This is a genomic window from Mucilaginibacter sp. 14171R-50, from assembly GCF_010093045.1.
Lineage (GTDB): Bacteria > Bacteroidota > Bacteroidia > Sphingobacteriales > Sphingobacteriaceae > Mucilaginibacter.
Window position 1 is genome coordinate 219,879 of record NZ_CP048115.1, and the last position, 21,509, is coordinate 241,387.

General features: G+C 44.9%; 19 protein-coding genes. 2 read left to right on the top strand and 17 right to left on the bottom strand.

Annotated elements, in window-relative coordinates; all coding sequences use genetic code 11:
* The first annotated feature begins 77 nt into the window (after positions 1-77).
* The gene (fabG, locus tag GWR56_RS00965; protein ID WP_162429333.1) at positions 78-821 is read left to right on the top strand and encodes a 3-oxoacyl-[acyl-carrier-protein] reductase; all 744 of its coding nucleotides are present in this window, start codon (positions 78-80) and stop codon (positions 819-821) included.
* 185 nt (positions 822-1,006) lie between these two features.
* Here the strand turns inward: fabG and GWR56_RS00970 are convergent, their stop codons facing one another.
* A complete protein-coding gene (locus tag GWR56_RS00970) occupies positions 1,007-1,183 on the bottom strand; it encodes a histone H1 (protein ID WP_129876789.1) in 177 nt (58 codons plus the stop codon).
* A 288-nt stretch (positions 1,184-1,471) separates the two neighbouring features.
* Positions 1,472-2,623, bottom strand: a complete 1,152-nt coding sequence (locus GWR56_RS00975; protein ID WP_162429334.1) for a hypothetical protein — start codon at positions 2,621-2,623, stop codon at positions 1,472-1,474.
* Positions 2,624-2,727: 104 nt separating this feature from the next.
* Here GWR56_RS00975 and GWR56_RS00980 point away from each other — a divergent pair, with 104 nt between their 5' ends.
* A complete protein-coding gene (locus tag GWR56_RS00980; RefSeq protein ID WP_162429335.1) occupies positions 2,728-3,465 on the top strand; it encodes a DUF5020 family protein in 738 nt (245 codons plus the stop codon).
* A 47-nt stretch (positions 3,466-3,512) separates the two neighbouring features.
* Here the strand turns inward: GWR56_RS00980 and GWR56_RS00985 are convergent, their stop codons facing one another.
* The 15 genes from GWR56_RS00985 to mraZ form a co-directional block, all read right to left on the bottom strand.
* Positions 3,513-4,751: a pyridoxal phosphate-dependent aminotransferase family protein gene (locus GWR56_RS00985; RefSeq protein WP_162429336.1), complete on the bottom strand. Its 1,239-nt coding sequence runs from the start codon at positions 4,749-4,751 to the stop codon at positions 3,513-3,515.
* Between the two features lie 128 nt (positions 4,752-4,879).
* Entirely contained in the window at positions 4,880-6,487 is a 1,608-nt protein-coding gene (gene ftsZ / locus GWR56_RS00990) for a cell division protein FtsZ (protein WP_162429337.1), read from the bottom strand.
* A gap of 212 nt (positions 6,488-6,699) precedes the next feature.
* Positions 6,700-8,049, bottom strand: a complete 1,350-nt coding sequence (ftsA, locus tag GWR56_RS00995) for a cell division protein FtsA (RefSeq protein ID WP_202925356.1) — start codon at positions 8,047-8,049, stop codon at positions 6,700-6,702.
* Between the two features lie 5 nt (positions 8,050-8,054).
* On the bottom strand, positions 8,055-8,969 hold the full coding sequence (locus GWR56_RS01000; protein WP_202925357.1) for a cell division protein FtsQ/DivIB: 915 nt from the start codon (positions 8,967-8,969) through the stop codon (positions 8,055-8,057).
* A complete protein-coding gene (murC, locus tag GWR56_RS01005) occupies positions 8,962-10,317 on the bottom strand; it encodes a UDP-N-acetylmuramate--L-alanine ligase (RefSeq protein WP_162429338.1) in 1,356 nt (451 codons plus the stop codon). Before murC ends, GWR56_RS01000 begins: the two co-directional genes overlap by 8 nt.
* A 182-nt stretch (positions 10,318-10,499) precedes the next feature.
* Positions 10,500-11,603: an undecaprenyldiphospho-muramoylpentapeptide beta-N-acetylglucosaminyltransferase gene (murG, locus tag GWR56_RS01010; protein WP_162429339.1), complete on the bottom strand. Its 1,104-nt coding sequence runs from the start codon at positions 11,601-11,603 to the stop codon at positions 10,500-10,502.
* 139 nt (positions 11,604-11,742) lie between these two features.
* Positions 11,743-12,891 carry an FtsW/RodA/SpoVE family cell cycle protein gene (locus GWR56_RS01015; protein ID WP_162429340.1) on the bottom strand — a complete coding sequence of 383 codons (1,149 nt, stop codon included), beginning with the start codon at positions 12,889-12,891 and terminating at the stop codon, positions 11,743-11,745.
* A 57-nt stretch (positions 12,892-12,948) separates the two neighbouring features.
* Positions 12,949-13,290, bottom strand: coding sequence for a four helix bundle protein (locus GWR56_RS01020; RefSeq protein ID WP_162429341.1), 342 nt, complete (start codon positions 13,288-13,290; stop codon positions 12,949-12,951).
* A gap of 50 nt (positions 13,291-13,340) precedes the next feature.
* Positions 13,341-14,696: a UDP-N-acetylmuramoyl-L-alanine--D-glutamate ligase gene (gene murD, locus GWR56_RS01025; protein WP_162429342.1), complete on the bottom strand. Its 1,356-nt coding sequence runs from the start codon at positions 14,694-14,696 to the stop codon at positions 13,341-13,343.
* Positions 14,697-14,773: 77 nt separating this feature from the next.
* Positions 14,774-16,015 (bottom strand): phospho-N-acetylmuramoyl-pentapeptide-transferase, encoded by a 1,242-nt coding sequence (mraY, locus tag GWR56_RS01030; protein ID WP_162429343.1) that lies wholly within the window; start codon positions 16,013-16,015, stop codon positions 14,774-14,776.
* Between the two features lie 65 nt (positions 16,016-16,080).
* Positions 16,081-17,541, bottom strand: a complete 1,461-nt coding sequence (locus GWR56_RS01035; protein ID WP_162429344.1) for a UDP-N-acetylmuramoyl-L-alanyl-D-glutamate--2,6-diaminopimelate ligase — start codon at positions 17,539-17,541, stop codon at positions 16,081-16,083.
* On the bottom strand, positions 17,538-19,628 hold the full coding sequence (locus tag GWR56_RS01040) for a penicillin-binding protein (protein WP_162429345.1): 2,091 nt from the start codon (positions 19,626-19,628) through the stop codon (positions 17,538-17,540). Before GWR56_RS01040 ends, GWR56_RS01035 begins: the two co-directional genes overlap by 4 nt.
* Positions 19,628-20,035: an FtsL-like putative cell division protein gene (locus tag GWR56_RS01045; protein ID WP_162429346.1), complete on the bottom strand. Its 408-nt coding sequence runs from the start codon at positions 20,033-20,035 to the stop codon at positions 19,628-19,630. Before GWR56_RS01045 ends, GWR56_RS01040 begins: the two co-directional genes overlap by 1 nt.
* Positions 20,032-20,934, bottom strand: coding sequence for a 16S rRNA (cytosine(1402)-N(4))-methyltransferase RsmH (gene rsmH / locus GWR56_RS01050; RefSeq protein ID WP_162429347.1), 903 nt, complete (start codon positions 20,932-20,934; stop codon positions 20,032-20,034). Before rsmH ends, GWR56_RS01045 begins: the two co-directional genes overlap by 4 nt.
* Positions 20,927-21,391, bottom strand: a complete 465-nt coding sequence (mraZ, locus tag GWR56_RS01055; RefSeq protein ID WP_162429348.1) for a division/cell wall cluster transcriptional repressor MraZ — start codon at positions 21,389-21,391, stop codon at positions 20,927-20,929. The genes rsmH and mraZ overlap by 8 nt, the downstream gene beginning before the upstream one ends.
* Positions 21,392-21,509 lie beyond the last annotated feature (118 nt).

Consider the following 21,509-nt stretch of genomic DNA (forward strand, 5'->3'; position numbering starts at 1 on the left):
GATGTTACGGCGCGCCCCGCTTCCGTCTTTCGCGCTAATTCCATATCTTCACCCACTGTAAAACTCATACTTAAATTATGAAACTACTTGAAGGAAAAACGGCACTGATCACTGGTGCATCAAAAGGTATAGGCCGCAAAATAGCAGAGAAATTTGCCGAGCACGGCGCCAATGTAGCCTTTACATACTTATCGTCTGTTGAAAAAGGGCAGGCGCTTGAGCAGGAACTGCAAAGCTTTGGCACGCAGGTAAAAGGCTACCGCAGCGATGCCTCGAAGTTTGATGAAGCCGAAAAACTGGTTAACGATATTGTTGCCGATTTTGGCACTTTAGATATCGTAGTGAACAATGCCGGTATCACCAAAGACGGCCTGCTGATGCGCATGACCGAAGAACAATGGGACGAGGTACTTAATGTAAACCTGAAATCGATATTCAACGTAACCAAGGCCGCATCCAAGATAATGATGAAGAACCGTAAGGGGGTTTTCATTAACATGAGCTCGGTAGTGGGTGTGCAGGGCAACGCCGGGCAGGCAAACTATGCCGCTTCAAAGGCAGGCATCATCGGGTTCTCAAAGTCGGTGGCCAAAGAGCTTGGCTCGCGTAACATCCGCACCAACGTGGTAGCACCGGGCTTTATCCGTACGGAAATGACCGAGGTTTTAGACCCCAAAGTAGTTGAAGGCTGGGCAGCGGCTATCCCGCTTAAACGTGCCGGCGAAACCGAAGATGTGGCGAACGCCTGCGTATTCCTGGCGTCAGATATGGCAGCCTACATCACCGGCCAGGTGATACCTGTTGACGGTGGAATGTTGTAGCAGCAAGTTGAAAGTACAAAGTTGAAAGTCCGTGCTATGAACTTGCTTTAGGGTCCATCCGGTCGGCTTGCCCCGGATGCTGCAAAACCGGCATAAAACAATAGAAGTAATCAACAAAAAATCCGGATAGCCTTAACTACCCGGATTTTTTCTATTAAAAGTAAAATAACCTTTCGACTATTTTATTACGCTTTGTTTTTCGCTTCCTGAACTTCAAGACGGATCGACTGCGCTAAGTTTTTCAGGTCTTGCATACCTTTACGAACGCGTGTGCCGGCAGCACTGTTGCCTTTGTTATAAAATTTGTCGGCATCAGCTTCCAGTGATGCAACCAGTTCTTTTACTTCAGTAAATTTTTTCATTGTGAATGCTCCTTTAATTTTTGAGGTTTATTGTTTTAACTTAAGCTAATCTAAAGTGTTTTTATTTAAAAAAAAACTTTTACCCTATAAAAATAGTGCCTTTAAAGTGGTTTTTTTCCACATTTCACCGTTTTTTAGTACCGAAAAACCACGCAAACGCTCATTTAAAAATCGCCCGTTTATTAAAATTTTAAGTATTTGAATAATTAGTTACATCATAGGCAATTTTATTTGGCAAATATTCAAATAATTACAACTAATGAGTTTGTTAGTTACAACCTAAGTAAGTTATTCACAATTAGCTATTTGCATTATAAATTTTTTGACAGTAACCGGCACCACGGGTGTGTTGGGCACCCTGCCTTTTAAGGCAAACAATGCGATATAACGCGGTTTAAACGAAATATCTTTTGCGGCTACCTCTTTAAAGGCGGCGTTGGGCGTATTGCCCCCGGCGTATAAAAACCGGTAATGCTTGTCGGTCCCTTCAATGCGGAGGGCGGTATATTTCAGATTGTCTGCCAGCGTTGGTTTAAGCCTAATACTATCTAAAAGCATTACTGTTGAATGTGCAAACTCTTCGGGCTTATTATTGTGCCCTGCCGACACGATTGCTTGTACCAACACTTCCTTAGGCTTGTTATACCCGCCGAACATATCATTGTAAGCCAAAGATATCCTTACGCTGGGGCTGTTTAGGGTGGTATCTTCTAAAAGCAACAGCCCGGCCTGCTGCCACTCGGCCATGGGTACAAAGTTCTGCATTTGAAGTTCGGCGTTAAAACAACCGTCGGGCAGCGCGTGTACAAGCAAATTTTTTATTTCAGGCGGGGTGTTCCCGTCGGGCCAGTTATCGCCTTGCAAAGTGAACAGTGTTAAACTGCCGGGCCTGCCCGCCCTTTTTGTCCAATAAGTGCTATCCTTACCCAATACGCTCCATCCGGTATTGGTGAGGTGCGTAGCGCTCAGATCGGCAAAATCCTCATTAACAGATAACTCATGCTTTCTAGGGAACCAAAGGAAAGCTGCAGCCGTAAACACAAGTACCAGCACGAAAGTGAATAAGATTTTTTTATTCCCGGATGGCTTATCCGCGCCCGCCACGGTTAAGTTTTTACTGCGGTACATAAACCAATACGGATGGTGCCCTTCGTCGTTCTTACGGGCTATTTCGTTAGTGTATGGCGCTTGCAGTACGTACCGTGCCAGGGTATCCATAGAAGCGACGGAAGGGTTCTCGTCCCGACTTTTATCCAACACAAAAAACGAATAGTTTTTGAGGCTGCGCCAGCCAATAGTTAAGCCCGTTTTCTCAAAGATCTGCTGATAAAAGAGCTTGCTTTCGGTCTCGCTTATTGCGCCGGTAAACAGCTTGTTAAAACAGCGCGCATAGGCTTCGGCGTATAATTTTGCAAATACAACAAAGTCGGGGTCTTCCATTACTCAAATATACAATTCCGTTACGTTTCCGTTACGTTACCGCATTATCTCGCCTGTCCAGAACATTTTTGTGCGATCCTAAACAAACTTAATAAAACGGACCAATGAAACACCTAATGGTTATTTTCTTCGTGCTCTACGCCTTGCAGATCAAAGGCCAGTCGTTACAATTACATTACGATGCCAGGCACGCTATTGACCCTGAAAACAATCCTAAAAACTTTGTTTCAGTACAGTTTGAGTATCTGAAACAATTAGACACGGGCAAAACATTTATAAAGCCCGGCACATTTCTTTTAAAGCTGCAGGCGGATATGTCGGGCGATCAATCCAGCATTGGTAAGTGTTATATGCAGGTATCGCAGGAAGTGCGCTTTTGGAAACCCCGAATTTTTATAAACCTGCAATATAGCGGCGGCCTGGGCGTTACCTACCCCCGGCAGTATAGCTACTATATACAAAACACTTACCAGGTTGGGGTAAGTTATCCGTTTAAAATAGGAAAAGGATACTTTAGCAGCGTTTTAAATTACAAGTATATATCCTATAAAAAGCCAAGTCACGACTTTTTTTACACCCTTTATTTCTACCAGGGGTTATGGAATTATAAAGTTGAGTTTGCGGGTGATTTTTCTTTTGGCACCGAAAACAGAAACCATGGCGATGAATTTACGGCCAGCCTGCATGGCAAGCGTTTTATATTTTTTGCCGAGCCGCAGTTATGGTACAATATTAATAAAAGCTTAGCCTGTGGCACCAGGCTCAATCTTTATTATCATATACTTAGCCCTGATAACCGCACCCAAGCGTACCCAACACTTGGGATAAGGGCTAAATTATAAACTAAAAGCCCCGCAATAATGCAGGGCTATATGATGCAGTAAATATACTAAGATGCAATTGCCATTTTATAATGCCCCTCCTGCAACTTGGCCGAAACGGCGCTAAAGGCTGTTAGCGTGTACTCTACATCCTGCAGGGTATGCATGGCTGTGGGTATCAACCTTATCATGATCAGGCCTTTTGGTATTACCGGGTAAACTACAATTGAGCAAAAAACACCATATTTTTCGCGCAGTTCAGTAGTTAAGCTGGTGGCTTCGGTAAGGTCGCCTTTTAAAAATACCGGCGTTACCATAGTGTCGGTTACACCAATATCAAAGCCCTGGGCAACTAAGCCTTTTTGCAGGGTTTTGGCAATTATCCAAAGGTTTTCGCGCAACTGCGGGTTTGTTTTTAACAACTCGAACCGCTTTTTCAAACCCATCACCATTGGCATAGGCAATGCCTTGGCAAACGTTTGCGACCGCATGTTATAACGCAGGTAATTGATGATGCCGGTATCGGCAGCTATAAATGCGCCTATTCCGGCCATAGACTTAGCAAAGGTACCGAAGTAAAGATCTACCCCATCAACGCAGTTTTGCGCCTCGTGCGTACCCGAACCGGTTTTACCCATGGTACCAAAACCGTGCGCATCATCAACCAAAAGGCGGAAGTTATATTGCTGTTTATATGATATGATCTCCTTTAATTTACCCTGCGCGCCCGACATGCCAAAAACGCCCTCGGTTATTACCAGTATGCCGCCGCCGGTAGCATCGGTTATATGGCGGGCATGCTCAAGCTGTTTTTTAAAGCTTTCCATGTCGTTATGCCTGTAAACAAAACGTTTGCCCATATGCAGGCGCACACCATCAATTATACAAGCGTGCGATTCGGCATCGTAAATGATCACATCGTTACGGTCAACCATCGCATCAATAATGGATACCATACCCTGGTAGCCGTAGTTGAGCAGGAACGCGGCATCCTTGCCTACAAATTCGGCCAGGCTGTCCTCCAGTTCTTCGTGCTGCCGGGTATTGCCAGACATCATCCGGGCGCCCATTGGGTAAGCCATACCATAATCGGCGGCGGCTTTCGCGTCGGCCTCGCGCACTTCTGGGTGATTGGCAAGACCCAGGTAGTTGTTAAGGCTCCACACCAGTTGTTTCTTTCCGTTAAATGTCATGTGGGGGCCTAACTCTCCTTCCAGGTTGGGGAAAGAGAAATACCCATGCGACCACTTTTGGTGCTGCCCGATAGGGCCGCCCATATTTTTGTTTATCTTATCAAACAAGTCCAAGGTGAGTTTCTTTTGTTAAATGCTGTAAAAATAGAACCCTTAAAAAGGCTGTTTATTGCGTAACAACCTTATAACAAAAAAGCCCCTGCATTGTTGCAAGGGGCTTTTATATAATGGGTTCAGATCAATTAGTCTACGTTATCGTGTAAAAAGGAATTATTGTTCCTGATCTCGGTTTTACCGTCGCTATCAGGCAGTAACGAGAACCTTGACACCTGGCTTTCGTCGGATGCCGGGGTTTGCTGCAGGGCAATTTCCTTACGTTTATAGGCCGGGATATTCTCCAGCTCCTGTATGTTGCCGTTGCGCAGCTTCATACTAAGGTCTTTTAAACGCATAATACGCTCGCGCGATTTACGCAGCTGCTCTTCTATCGATTCGTCGGTTTTGTTCTCGTCGGCGCTAACTATTTCGGGTTCCGGTTCCGGTTCAGGCTCGGCCTGTACTTTTGCGGTAACCGGTTCAAAGTTCATTACCGTTTCGGTAACCTTAAAGGTAAACTCCGATGGGTCGTTCTCTTCGGCAGCAGGGGTTTCCTCGTTAAGGTCGTATTTTATAACGGTATCGTCAGCCGCGTCTTGTTGTTCGGCGCGCGCAAACAGGTCAAATAAGCCGGTTTGTTTTGGCTCATCCTTCAGTTTCATATACGGCGCGGCATCCATTTCGGCATCGGCTTTAACCGGGGTGATAAATTCGTTCACCGGTTTTACCAATGGCTCGTTCTCGGGCACCAGCATCGATACAATTTTTTTATTACTGTTCTCTTTCTCGCGCTCATCTTTGGTTTGGAAACCGGTTGCGATAATGGTAACCGAAAGCTTATCTCCCAAATTCTCGTCGCGGCAGTTACCCCATATCAGGTCTGCGGCCAGGCCGGCTTCTTCCTGTATATAGTCGGTAATAATACTTACCTCGTCCATGGTAACTTCCTTATCGCCCGAACTGATATTCAATAAAATATAACGCGCGCCTTCAATTTCGTTATCCTTCAGCAGCGGAGAAGATAGTGCACCTTCTACTGCTTTTAAGGCACGATTTTCGCCTTCGGCAGAGCAGCTACCCATGATAGATACGCCACTGTCTTTCATCACCGTGCGCACATCCTTAAAATCTACGTTGATATAGCCCGGCAGGGTGATGATCTCGGCGATGCCTTTTGCAGCTGTGGTCAAAATATCATCGGCCTGTGCAAATGCCGAACCCAGCGTTAGGTTGCCAAATATCTGGCGCAGCCTGTCGTTTGATATCACCAGGAAAGAATCTACGTATTTTTTCAGCTCTTCCATACCTGCATCGGCCTGCATTTTACGGCGCTTGCCCTCAAACGAGAAAGGAGTTGTTATGATACCTACGGTAAGGATATCCAGCTCGCGGGCTGCTTTGGCAATAATAGGGCTTGCCCCTGTACCGGTGCCACCACCCATACCCGCCGTAATAAACAGCATTTTGGTGTTTGAGCCCAGCATCTGTTTAATGTCGTCGATGTTTTCGATGGCCGAGTTTTTACCCACTTCGGGTATAGAACCCGCACCCATACCTTCGGTGAGGCTTGCGCCCAACTGAACTTTGTTTGGGATAGGGCTTAACTCAAGCGCCTGGGCATCGGTGTTACAAATTATGAAATCGACACCGGTAATTCCCTGCCTGTACATATGGTTTACCGCGTTACCGCCGCCCCCGCCAACACCAATTACCTTGATGATAGACGATTTTTCCTTTAACATCTCAAACTGCATAATCCTTATTTTCAGCTATATGTATTCTGGTGAATAAATAGATTTTCTTAATGTAATAATATGACTTTTTCCACAAGCTTTTTCCACAATTGTGCACAATGTGGAAAAGTTTTAGGATGTGAATAAGTTGGCGAGTAGTTGATTAGTGAGCAGAGATTAGTTCTTATCAAATTAAAACCATTCTCCATTCTCTACTCACCATTCTCTATTCTCTACTTCAAAAAGTCCTCGTCTTTTATGTCGTCCTTAATAAATTTTTTGCCCGATTCAAGTATTTTGCCCAATAGCCCAAACTTGCGGTCGTCGGTGTATTTTGCTTTTTCAGCTTTAACAGCAGCCGCTGCCGGCACTTGTGCAGCACCGTTGTATTCCATTTTCTGGATACCTTTTATCAGCAGGCCTATACCTGTAGCAAATGTTGGACTTTGCAGTTCCTCGTAAGTGCTTTTTGGCAATACCTCGTTTTTGGCCAGGTGCTCGTTGGGGTAACCCACACGGCAGTCAAGGCCGGTAACGTATTCTATTAATTGGGTCAGGTGCTTTAATTGTGCGCCGCCGCCGGTTACTACTATACCCGCTATCAGTTTCTTTTCGTAGCCGGATGATTTGATCTCGTAGTACACATGCTCTATAATTTCTTCCATACGCGCCTGTATTACAAACGCCAGGTTTTTCACCGAAATCTCCTTTGGCTCGCGACCGCGTAAACCAGGCACGCAAACTATTTCGTTCTCTTTATTTTCCTCTGCCAGCGCCGAACCAAACCTCACCTTAAGTTGTTCTGCTATGTTGCGCATTACCGAGCAGCCTTCACGGATATCTTCGGTTACACTGTTACCACCAAACGGAATAACTGCTGTATGGCGGATAATGCCTTCGTGGAAAATAGCCACATCCGTGGTACCGCCACCAATATCAACCAACACCACACCCGCCTCTTTTTCCTCGTCGCTCAACACAGATTCCGACGATGCCAGGGGCTCCAGTATCAGTTCCTGGCTCTCCAGGCTGGCTTTGTTTACGCACTTTACAATATTTTTGATAGCGGTTACCTGCCCCGATATGATGTGGAAGTTTGCTTCTAGGCGCACACCCGCCATACCTATCGGATCTTTTACGCCCGGTTCGTTATCCACGGTAAATTCCTGCGGCAAGACGTGAATGATCTCTTCGCCCGGAGGCATTACCAGGTTATACATATCTTCAACCAGTTTGTCGATATCCTTGCGGCCGATCTCGGAACTCAAATCCTTACGGGTAATAAGCCCCCTGTGCTGCAAACTTTTTATATGCTGACCGGCAATACCTACGTTAACTATCCTGATCTCGACGTTTGACTGTGTACCCGCTATATCAACCGCGGTTGATATGCCCTGCACGGTTTTGTCGATATTTGATACCATACCGCGTGTTACACCGGCCGACTCGGCCTTGCCTATGCCCAATACCTCTATTTTGCCGTTCTTGCTCCTTCGGCCAACTATCGCGCAGATCTTAGTGGTTCCTATATCAAGGCCTACTACAATTGGCGAACTTTTTTCTTGTGTTGAACTCTTGTCCATATAAATTAGTTTTTAATAGATGTCTTTTTACCCGTTGTATCTTTTAAAGCAGCCGCGTTCACGCTTGCCGTATCCTGATTAAATTGCGCCTTTTTTACCGAGTCGGCCATAAACTCGCGGCGGCGCTTCAACGAATCCAGCAAGGTTTCGTTTTTTACACCCACCACCTGGTTTATGTATTTTATGTTGATCAGCTTATAAGCATCCCACCCAACCAAAGGCAAAGCCTGCTTATAAAATACCTTAAGGTTATTAAACTTTGTTGCCAGCGAGTCGGCATTGCCCAGTAAAATACGCTGGTTGCCCACGCGGGGTATCAATTCTATCTCGTGGTCCTGGTTCACATACAGCTGTTCTATCTGTGCATCCCAAAGGGAATCCTTCCTGATAAAATCAGCTGTTTTAAATATCTCTTTTGCCAGCGCGGTGTGTAACGAATCGACCTTATTGGCAAACAGCTCGTCGATGTACCCGTTAACCGCCAGCACCCTTGCGGTAAAGTTTGGCGATAACGGCATTTTTAGCCCATGCTGATCCACATAAAAATCCTGGTCAAACCTATTCATTACCCGCAGTATGGGCTGGCGCTGGCTCACTTCAACCTGTAGGGTTCCGTCCATCTCAATAAACACCTTTGCAAACTCAACAAAGGGATTAACCTTTAATTTGTTTTCGAGCGCGTGTATATCAATATTCTCTAACCTGCGGCCGATAAGTGTGTGGCTGGTGGTTTGCAGTATATTATCTATCTCCTGCCTGTCAATAAAATATTGGTTGCCCGGAATGTAAACGTTTACCTTTTTGCAGGTAAGCCCGGCCTTTTTAACCTCGATAAAACTCATAAGCACCACCAGGCCGGCCAGGCTTATAAGCCAGCCAAACCCAATAAGAAGCGGCTTCCATATGCGTTTTTTAAACATCCTGTAAAGCTTGTTTTAAAGGTGTAACCAATTGGTCAATATCGCCCGCGCCTACAGTTAAAAGTAACGCGGGTTTTTCAGATCGCACAATTTCAATGCTTTCTTGTTTTCCACATTTGCGTTTATTCAACATTTTCATGCGGCTCAGTATCATGTCGCTATCCACACCTTCAATGGGCAACTCGCGGGCCGGGTAAATATCCAGCATCAGCAGTTCATCGGCCATATCCAGCACTTCAGCAAAGCCATCGGCAAAATCGCGCGTACGTGTAAACAGGTGCGGCTGAAAAATAACCGTTAGTTTTTTATCCGGATACAAGCGTTTTACAGATGATATGGCTGCCCTTAATTCTTCGGGATGGTGCGCATAATCGTCAATATAGATATGGTCTGCGTTTTTTACGATATACTCAAACCTGCGCTTAACTCCTTTAAATGAGCCCAGTGCCTCGTGTATGGCAGCAGGCGGTACTTCAACATGCAGGGCAGCCTCAATCGCCGCAACGGCATTTTCGATATTATGAAGCCCTGCTATACCCATTTTTATATCAGGAATGCTGGTGCTGCCATCGTTAAAATCGAAATAAAAATTGCCTTCTTCTATCCGCACATTGGTGGCCATAGCCTGCGCGTCATGGTTCATAGCATAAGTAAACCCGTTGCCCAAAGGCAGGCCTTTGTGGTAAATTAGCGTACCACCCTGTTTTATTTGCGAAGCAAACAGCTTAAACGACTCCTCGAGATGCGCATGGTCGCCGTAAATATCCAAGTGGTCTGCATCCATCGAGGTGATGATGGCTATATCAGGATGCAGGGTAAGGAACGAACGATCATACTCGTCGGCCTCAACCACCACAATGTTATTATCGCCATACAACACATTGGTTTGATAATTTGATGATATGCCACCCAAAAAAGCCGAGCAATCCTTGCCCGAATCTTTTAATATATGCGCTATCATGCACGAGGTGGTGGTTTTGCCGTGTGTGCCTGCCACAGCAATGGTATACATGCTTTTGCTGATGATACCCAACACCTGCGAACGCTTATACAATTCAAAACCCTTACGGCGGAAAAAATTTAATATTTGGGAATCTTTGGGGATAGCCGGAGTATATATAACAAGGGTATCGCTATCCAATTCCTGGAAACTCATTGGTATCCAATCCGCCCTATCCTCAAAAACCACGCAGATGCCTTCGTTATGCAGTTCGTCCGTTAAGGGGGTATGGGTTTTATCGTAGCCGCAAACAACACAGCCTAAATGATGGAAATAGCGGGCCAGGCCGCTCATGCCTATGCCGCCTATCCCTACCAGGTAAACTCTTTTTATGTTGTTTAGTTCCATGTTGATTTGGTGAGTGGTTGATTGGTTAAGTGGTGAGTGGTTTCAAAACTGCTCATCACGCTTCATTATTCATCTACTCTTTAAATTCTTAACTATTCCCGTATTAATTACTCTCTATTCAATTGCTCTCCAATAACTAATAACAAAGTCTTCCGCCCGCATAGCGGACGGAATGACTTACTTTAATTGTTGTTTGTTATTTGGATAACCTCTTTTGCAATTACCTCGTCGGCATCGGGCAGGGCCAGCTTACCAATGTTATTGCTTAATTTCTTTTGTTTATCATTATCATTTAAAAGTGCCAGCACTTTATCAACCAGTTTTGTTTCGGCATCCCTGTCGGCCACAAATACCGCGGCATTCTCTTCAACCAAAGCCAGGGCATTCTTGGTTTGGTGGTCCTCGGCTACATTTGGCGATGGCACCAGTATCACGGGTTTCTTTACTACACAAAGCTCGGCTATAGTACCCGCGCCGGCTCTTGATATGATCACATCGGCAGCGGCATAAGCCAAATCCATGCGGTTTAAAAACTCTACCACGCAAATGTCCGGGTGGCGGTTTGGCCCTAACTGTTCTACAATGGTTTTATAGTAGAACTTACCCGTTTGCCAGATCACCTGCACATCGGCGGCAATCAATTTATCAATGCCTGCCTGTATACTGTTATTTAAAGTGCGCGCACCCAGGCTGCCACCTGTTACAAGTATTGTTTTTTTGAACGACGATAACTTAAACAGCTCAAGCGCCTGCATGTGTTTACCAGCTATATTTACCGATTCCTTACGTATAGGGTTGCCGGTTTTAATGATCTTATCGAAAGGGAAAAACTTCTCCATCCCGTCAAACGCTACGCATATCTTTCTGGCTTTAGCCCCCAACCATTTATTGGTGATACCCGCGTACGAATTTTGCTCTTGTATCAAGGTTGGAATGCCACGTAATGATGCCGCATATAATAACGGCCCCGAGGCATAGCCTCCAACACCTACAGCGGCATCGGGCTTAAAATCCTTTATTATCCGAATGGCCTTGCGCACACTGTTTATCAGTTTTACCGGGAACATCAGGTTTTTGATGATGGATTTACGCTGAATGCCCTGGATATCCAACCCAATAATTTTGTAGCCGGCCGCCGGCACTTTCTCCATTTCCATACGGCCGCTGGCACCAACAAATAATATCTCGGTAGCCGGATCAAGCTTTTTTAAAGCGTTGGCAATAGCAATAGCCGGGAAGATGTGCCCCCCCGTACCGCCGCCGCTTATGATGATCCTTTTTGACATTTCTTTTTTAAATTCTAAATCCTAAACTTTAAATTCTAAATCCTAAACTCTAAATCCTAAATTCTAAACTCTGAATCCCAAACTCTAAACTGTAAATAGCTGCATTCGAAATCCGAAATCGAAAATCCGAAATCCGAAATTATCTTGCTACGCTTATTTCTCCTACCACCACCTTCTTCGGCTCGTCTATATCGCGACTTACCGATAGTATGATACCGAACGCCACACTGGTAAATAATATGGATGTACCACCCATACTTACCAGTGGCAACGGCACACCGGTTACCGGCCCCAATCCTACTGCCACCGCCATATTGGCAAACGCCTGTATGGTTAAGCTAAAGCTTAGCCCTGCGGCCAGCAGCGCACCAAATGCTTTTGGGGCTTTAGTCACAATTTTTATACACCTGTATAATAAGAACAGGTAAATACCCACTAATGCTATACCTCCTATTAAACCGTATTCTTCAACAATGGTTGCATAAATAAAATCTGAATAAGGGTGCGGTAAATAATTACGCTCGGTACTATTACCCGGCCCTTTACCCAGCACACCGCCCGTGGCAATGGCAATTTTTGAATGGTCGGACTGGAACGATTTATCAGCAGTCGCCAGTTCGGGGTGCATAAAGGCGTGTATACGCGAAATATACGTTTGCCTGCGCGGCCCCAGCATAATAACGCCTGCAAGCAACACCGCGCCTGCCAAGCAAACCACCGATATTTGTTTAATGCTGATACGGCCTATGATCAACAACAAAATGCTTACGCCAAACAGCATTAACGCGGTTGAAAGGTTGGCCAGTGCTATCAGTATAAATACTACACAAACCGATCCCATTATAGGGATGAATGATTGCTTTACATCCTTTATATTCTCCTGCTTACGCGATAATGTGCGCGCCAGGTAAGTGATCAAAGCCAGTTTGGCCAAATCGGAAGTTTGGAAGGTTAGCCCTGTACCCGGTATAGATATCCAGCGGCTGGCATCATTAACGTGGTTACCAAATACCAGTGTATAAAGTAATAAAGGGATGGTGATCACCATCAGTATTTTTGAGATACCAGCATAATAGCGGTAATCTATACGGTGCGAAATGTACATGAGCGCTAACCCGCCAAACAGCATGGCCATATGCTTAACCAGGTAGGTTTCGTTTGCCTTTCCTTTTATATAAGCCAGCGTACCTGTCGAGCTGTACACAGCCAGCAATGATAAAATAGAAAGCAGGATAACGATAAGCCATATCCAGCGGTCGCCTTTTACGTTACTGAGTATTTGATTCATATTGCTTTTAAATGTGCAGATATGCAAATGTGCAGATGTGCAGATTATTAATTTTATTTAATGCGTTGATGATATAATTTTACCTAACACCTTTAATATTGATTGTATATCGTTATACATTGCTTCCTCAAACTGGTAACTTTCGGCATGCTTACAAAGCAATAACCAGTACTCTGTTTCCTCCGCTTCCTTGTATGCAATTTTACATTTATGCCTAAAGTCAATTTTACTTTGCGCCCCTTGCGCCTCTCTTACATTTGCCCCTATTGATGTTCCGCTTCTGAATAATTGATTAGCCATATTAAATTTCTTTTTCGATTCGAGTAATTCTGTAAACTCAATGATCTTCAAAGAAAAGTTGAAGGTTAAGTCAACTATTAAATTTGGTTTATCATTCATTAATTATTTCTTCATCTGCACATCTGCATATTCACACATCTGCACATCATCTATAGTTCCTTCACCGCGTCCTTAAACTGCCTGCCCCTGTCTTCATAATTTTTAAACAGATCAAAACTTGCGCAGGCAGGTGATAACAATACGGTATCGCCTTTTTCAGCCAGGTGATAGGCAACCTGCGCTGCTTCCTGGGCCGATGAGGTATTTACAATAACTTCAACATCCTCTTCAAATGCATCGTGAATGCGTTTATTATCTTTACCCAAACATACTATGGCCTTTACTTTTTGCTTAACCAGCTGCCTAAGCATGCTATAATCGTTGCCCTTGTCAACGCCGCCTAAGATCAAAACAACATCGGTTGTCATGCTCTCGAGCGCGTACCAGGTGGAATTTACATTGGTAGCTTTTGAATCATTAATAAAGCTGATGCCCGATATTTTACCAACCGACTCCAACCTGTGCTCAATGTTCCGGAAGTTGCCCATACTCTCCCGCATTGTTTCGTTGCGTAGCTCAAGCACTTTGGCTACGATACCCGAAGCCATAGAATTGTAGATGTTGTGCTTTCCCTGCAGGGCCAGTTCGTTTATTGACATTTGAAAATGTTGTTGGTGTACGTTTATAATTAGGTTATCCTTATCGAGATATGCTCCCGTTGTAATCTTTTTTTGTATCGAAAACGGCAGTTGCTGCGCCGCTATCTCTTTGCCTTGCATCACCTTTATTGTTTCGGCATCATCCGCGCAATAAATAAAATGGTCGGCGCCGGTTTGGTTCTGCGTTATCCTGAATTTTGATGCGGCGTAGTTTTCAAGCTTGTATTCGTACCGGTCAAGATGATCAGGCGTAATGTTTAACAACACCGCTATATCCGCCTTAAACCTGTACATGTTATCCAGCATAAAGCTGCTTATCTCCAGCACGTAATAATCAAATTTTTCTGTAGCTACCTGGTAGGCAAAGCTTTTGCCAATATTACCTGCCAGCCCTACGTTAAGTCCGCCGTTTTTAAGGATATGATAAGTAAGGCTGGCAGTTGTTGTTTTGCCGTTTGAGCCTGTTATACATATCATTTTGGCATTAGTGTACCGCCCGGCAAACTCTATTTCAGATATCACGGGAATATTGTTCTCTGCCAGCTTTTTCACTATCGGCGCCTTATCGGGTATGCCCGGGCTTTTTACTACCTCGGCAGCCTTCAGTATCTCGGCTTCGGTATGGCCGTTTTCTTCAAATTTTATGTTCCAGTCCTGCAGCTGCTGTTTGTAATGATCTGCAACCGGTCCAAAATCAGATACAAATACATCATACCCCTGCTGTAAGGCCAGGTATGCCGCCCCAACACCGCTTTCGCCGGCGCCAAGAATGGCTATTTTGGTATTTGTTCTCGTTTTGTTGTCCATAGTCGATGGTCGATAGACCATAGTTTAACCTTATATTTTATTACCATGGACCATTAACTATGGACCATGGACTTCTTTTACCTTAGTTTCAACGTAATCACTGTTATTATTGCCAAAAAGATGCAAATGATCCAAAACCGGGTAACGATCTTCGATTCATGAAAACCTTTTTTCTGGTAATGGTGGTGCAGCGGTGCCATCAGAAATATTCTGCGACCTTCGCCATACTTGCGCTTGGTGAACTTAAACCAGCCCACCTGCATTATAACCGACAGGTTTTCAACTAAAAATACACCGCACAGTACCGGGACTAATAACTCCTTACGTATAATGATGGCAAACACCGCTATGATACCTCCTATGGCTAAACTGCCGGTATCGCCCATAAAAACCTGCGCCGGGTACGAGTTGTACCATAAAAAGCCCACGCATGCCCCCACAAAAGCGCCTGCAAATATTACCAGTTCGGCCGAATTGGGTATGTACATGATGTTGAGGTATTCGGCTATCAGCGTGTTACTGGATACGTACGCCAGAATGGCCAACGTTAAGCCAATGATAGCTGATGTACCCGTAGCCAATCCGTCGATGCCATCGGTAATGTTGGCGCCGTTTGATACCGCGGTAATGATAACGATCACAAAAAGCATAAATACAAGCAAGGCATAATGCTCATAACCCGGCCCAAGAAATTTCAACACCTTACCGTAATCAAACTCGTTGTTTTTATAGAAAGGCATGGTGGTTTTGGTCGATTTGATATCCTGCGTTAACACCTGCTTATCGCCCCGCATATGAAAAGCTACCGGCACGTCGTATTTTATAGGCAGCTTTACTTCCTGGCGCATAGTAATACTTGTATTAAAGTACATCGTCCAGCCAATAAAAATAGCTAACCCAACCTGGCCGGTAATTTTAAACTTACCTGCTAAGCCTTCCTTATTCTTTTTAAATACCTTAATATAATCATCCAGAAAGCCAATAGCACCCAGCCAAATAGTAGTAACCAGCATCATGATGATGTAGATGTTATCAATTTTAGCAAACAGCAGCGTAGGAATAAGGATACCCAAAATAATAATGATACCACCCATTGTAGGGGTACCCGATTTTTGCATTTGCCCCTCTAAACCCAGGTTACGCACTGTTTCGCCAACTTGTTTAAACCTTAAATAATCAATAAGCCTGCGGCCATAAACCGTTGTTACCAATAACGATACAATTACCGCCATAGCCATCCGAAAGGTAATGTACTGCATCACACCTATCCCGGGGATACTGTAATTTTTACTTAGGTAGGTAAACAGGTAATATAACATTGGCTTGTTTTATGATTTCACAGTTTTATGATTAACTGACCATTTTTCAAATCTCAAATTTCTAATCAACTCATCATTTTAAATTGCTCCTGCAATTCTTCCATATCATCAAAATGGTTTTTAACGCCATTTATTTCCTGGTACTTTTCGTGGCCTTTGCCTGCCAGCAGGATGATGTCCCCGGGCTGCGCCAACATGCAGGCCGTTTTAATCGCCTCGCGCCTGTCAACAATACTTACGGTATGACGCTTAAAAGCCGGATCTATACCTTCCTCCATATCTTTGATGATCTGCGCCGGGTCTTCTGTGCGCGGGTTATCTGATGTAAGGATAACCTTATCGCTCGATTCGGTTGCTACCTTGGCCATAACCGGCCGCTTGGTCTTATCCCTATCGCCGCCGCAGCCGATAACTGTAATTACTTTTTCGCTTCCCTTGCGTATGTCGTGAATGGTGCTTAACACATTCTGCACTGCATCGGGCGTGTGGGCATAATCAACAATACCAATAACCTTGTTAGGGGCCACTATATATTCAAATCTGCCTTCGGCACCGGTTAATTTGCTCAGGCTCACCAGCACCTTCGATTTATCCTGTTCTAAAAGCAGTGCTGCCGAATAAACCGCCAACAGGTTGTAGGCATTGAATGTACCTACCAGTTTAAACCATACTTCTTCATTATCAATATTAAGCAGCAAACCGCCAAACTGATTCTCAATAATGCGGGCTTTGTAATCAGCCATGCTTTTAAGCCCGTATGTTTTTTTGTGAGCCGATGTATTTTGCAGCATTACATTACCATTTTTATCGTCGCTGTTGGTAAGGGCGAACGCGCTTTTTGGCAGATGGTCAAAAAATGCCTTTTTAGCTTTCAGGTAGCTATCGAATGTTTTATGATAATCTAAATGATCGTGTGTAAGGTTTGAGAATATACCGCCCGAAAACACCAGCCCGTCTATACGGTGCTGCGCAATAGCGTGCGAGCTTACTTCCATAAAGCAGTAGTCGCAACCCTCGTTCACCATATCGGCCAGCAATTTATTCAGCGCTACCGGATCAGGGGTGGTATGGGTTGACGGGATAATGCGCCCGTTCACCTGGTTTTCAACCGTTGAGAGCAGCCCGCATTTGTAACCCATATCGCGGAACAGCTTGTAAAGCAGGGTAGCAATAGTGGTTTTGCCATTTGTACCGGTAACCCCAACCAGCTTAAGGTTTGATGATGGGTTTTCGTAAAAGTTGGCGGCGAGTGTCGCCAGTGCTTTAGCCGAGTCGGCAACCATTAAAAAGTCAACCTCGGCCGCTGTATGAGCCGGCAGCTCTTCGCAAATAATAGCTATAGCGCCGTCTTTTATTGCCTGGTCAATATAGTCGTGCCCATCTACCGCGGTACCTTTAACGGCTACGAACATGCAGCCCGGCACTACCTGGCGCGAGTCGAACACAACGGCCGAGATCTCCACATCGGCACTTCCCTGCAGTTCGGTAAATGCCACTCCTTCTAATATGTCGCTCAAATATCTCATTGCAGTTCTATTGTTATTTTTGAACCTTTTGGAATCACGCTTCCCCCCGTTACCGATTGCGCAGTAACTGATCCGCTGCCCTTTACCGCCACTTTATATCCTGCATTGCCTAACGCGTAAAGCGCATCGCTCAGGCCCATGCCTGTTACATTAGGCACCGTGCCGGTTTTGTATTTATTATCTTCAAAAGCAATGCCGCTGCTGGTATCAACACCGTTTAAATTGGCCGAAGCATATAGCGGTTTTATACCAAGCTTACTGTAAACCTTTTTTAACGCTTTTATATTACCCTGCTTAAATTTGGGCAGGGTGGTGTTTCCTATTAAATGCGCCGGCGTTTGGTTCACTTCCATATCGCCTGCGTAGATACGGTCGGCTATTTCTCTGAAAACCGGGCCCGACACCAATGCACCATAATAAGCACCCTTAGGATCATTGATAACCACTATCATAGAATATTTAGGCTTATCCGCCGGAAAATAACCTACAAACGATGCCTGATATTGGCTTTTTACCTTATATCCCCTGTTTCCGTCTGCAACCTGGGCCGTGCCGGTTTTACCGGCAATTTTGTACTCGGGGTTGTAAACCACCTGTTTACCGCTGCCTTCGGTTACCACACCTTCAAGCATGCTTTTAATTTTACTCAGCGTTTCGTCCGAACATATTTTATCGTTTACCACACGCGCCTTGAACTGTTCGATGGGGTTGCCCAGTCTCCTGATCTCGCGTACAAAAATGGGGGCTATGTATTTACCATTATTTGCCACCGCGTTGTAAAACGAAAGCATTTTTAACGGCGTTAGCTGCATTTCGTACCCATAAGCCATTTGCGGCAGGGTCATGTTCTTGTTCCAGCTTCGGTTGCCTGGATTTTTCACCACCGGCTGTGCCTCACCCGGAATTTGCAGCTTCATTTTCTCATTTAAATGCCAGGCATATAAATGGTCGGTAAATTTTGACTGATTGTTACCGTAATGCGTATTGATCAATTTGGCAATGGCCGCGTTAGACGACTCTTCAAAGGCCTTTTTTACCGTTACAGTTTCAATTTTCGGGTGCGAGTCGGTTATCAGCTTACCGGGTATCTGGTAATAACCTGTGCCTATCATGGTATTGGTATCAACCAGTTTATCTTCCAGCAGGGCCATGTATGATGCCAGCTTGAATGTAGAGCCGGGGTCCTGGTTACCTGCTATAGCATAATTAAATTTTTCTTTATAAACCCCTTCTTCTACTTTAGAAAAATTGGCTATGGCCCTTACTTCGCCGGTGGCAACTTCCATTACAATCACAACGCCATGATCTGCCTTACTTTTAATAAGTTGCTTTTCAAGGGCGCTTTGTGCCAGGTCCTGCATGTTTACATCAATGGTAGATATAATATCTGCTCCCTCTTTTGGCGCTATTTCGTTATCGTCGTTAACAGGCATCCACACACCGCCCGCCATGCGCCGTTCTAAACGCTTGCCGCTTTCGCCGTTAATGTATTCGGCATACGCCCCTTCAAGGCCTACCCCATTTTTAACATTTTCGTTTTTATAACCTATGGTACGCGCCGCTAAAAAGCGGAAAGGCCTGATACGTTTATTTTGCTGCACAATTATCAGCCCGCCCTTGTATTTACCCATATTAAAAATTGGGAACTTACGGATCTCCTTTAACTCGCTGTAAGTAACTTTACGCCTTACTAACTGGTAGCGCGAGCTGTCCTTACGCGCATCCCGAAACATCCTTGAATAATCGCGGGCTGATCTGTCGCCAAAAAAGGCCGACAATTTCATGGCCAGCGAATCTATTTTAAGATTAAACACCTTATCATTCTCTATACCACCGGCCAGCATATCCATTCGCAGTTCATACTCGGGCACCGATGTAGCCAGCAGGCTACCATCTACCGAAAAAATGTTCCCCCGGGCCGCTTCAATGTTTCTGTAACGGGTAGACATGGTTTTTGACATCGCCTGCCACTTTTTACCTTGTATAAACTGCACACGGCAAAGCTGGAACACTACCGCTGCTGCAAACAGCAGGATTAACCCAAAGGCCAGGTAAACCCTTAACAGTATGTTTGTTCTGATACTCATTACTGCGCGTCCTCCTTTACGGTTATTTTTTGTGGCGGCTCCGTAGGTTCTCTTATACCCAGGGTATCGGCACGTTTGGCAACCTCGGTTAAAGTGCTTTTAAAGGCCAGGTCGGCTTTACTGCTTTTATATTCCCAGCTTAGTTCTTTAACTTCCTTGCTTATCTTATCAATATCGCGTATGTTGTTTTCAGATACATGCCTGTTACCAATATACAGCATGCCCAAAAACGCCACATATAATACAAATGGCAGTGCACGGGTAGCATCGTCAGTTGTGATGACCCCGTTTTTTAAGAACTGCGTTAAAAAGTTATCGGGTATTTCCTTTGCAGGCTTTTCTTCCACGATAAGCTTTTGTTCTTCTAATTCTTCCTCCTGAATTTCTGTACGTAAACGATTGGTCATTTTTTTACAGCTATTCTTAATTTGGCACTGCGTGCCCGGTTATTGCTTAATATCTCTTCTTCGGTAGCTACAATTGCACCGCGGCTAACCGCGTCAAAAGGCCGGTTATTGTTACCATAAAGGTCTTTCTCTACCTCGCCGCTGAACTTGCCTTTAGCAATAAAATTTTTCACCAGCCTGTCTTCAAGTGAGTGATATGACATCACTACCAGCCTGCCGCCGGTTGCTAATACTTCAGCGGATTGTATCAGGAAATCTTTCAAAGCTTCCAGCTCCTGGTTCACCTCTATCCTCAGCGCCTGAAAAACCTGCGCCAGGTATTTATTCTCTTTACCCCGTGGGGTAATATTGCTTATCGCATTTTTCAGGTCGGCAACAGTAACTATGGGGCCGTTAAGCCTGGCGGTTACAATAGTTTTAGCCAGCGATTTGGCGTTTTGCACTTCGCCATACATGCCAAAAATGCGGTGCAGGTCAGCTTCGCTATAGTTGTTCACTACTTCTTTAGCGCTAAGATCAGATGCCTGGTTCATGCGCATATCCAGCTCGGCATCAAAGCGTATCGAAAATCCGCGGTCGGCCTGGTCAAACTGGTATGACGATACACCCAGATCAGCCAGTATACCATCAACGGGAATGGCATCGTGCAGCCTTGTGAAATTTTTGAGGTACCTGAAGTTTTGATCGATAAAGGTGAAGCGTTCGTCGTCTATCAAATTTTGCTGCGCATCGGCATCCTGGTCAAACGCCAGCAATCGCCCGCCCGCCCCTAAATGCTTCATTATCTCGCGCGAGTGGCCGCCGCCGCCAAAGGTTACGTCAACATAGGTGCCATCGGGTTTTATACTCAAAGCCTCGATGCATTCGGCAAGCATTACAGGGGTATGATAATTACTCATCGCGCCCCCTTCCTTTATTGCCCATAACCTCTTCGGCCAGATCGGCGAAATTATCGGGCTCGTTACTTATCATTTCAAGGTGGGCCTTTTTATCCCAAACCTCAACCTTATTTAATAAGCAGGTAAGCACAACCTCGCCGGTAATACCTGCATAATCCAACAGATGCTTTGGCAGGTTTACCCTGCCGGCAGCATCCGGCTGTAAAACCGTTGCGCCACCGGTAAAATATCTTACAAACTTGATACTTTTCCTGTCGTATTCGTTAAGTTTGCTCAGTTCACCAAGCTTTATGTCCCATTCCTTTTTAGTGTAAATAACAAGATAGTTCTCAAGGCCGCGATTGATCACAAGACCTTCATTGTCAGCTTCCGGGAGCTGCTTCTTAAGGTCCGCAGGGATCATCATCCGCCCTTTGGCATCCAGTTTACAATTAAATTCTCCGGTTAAATAGGACATTCTACAAGGTCAACAACATTTGTAACGTAAAAGTATATTACTTTTACCACTTTTTACCACTTTTTACCACCAAAAAGTTTTCAACACTTTTGGTGCCTTCGCGGCTATGTTATGTTGC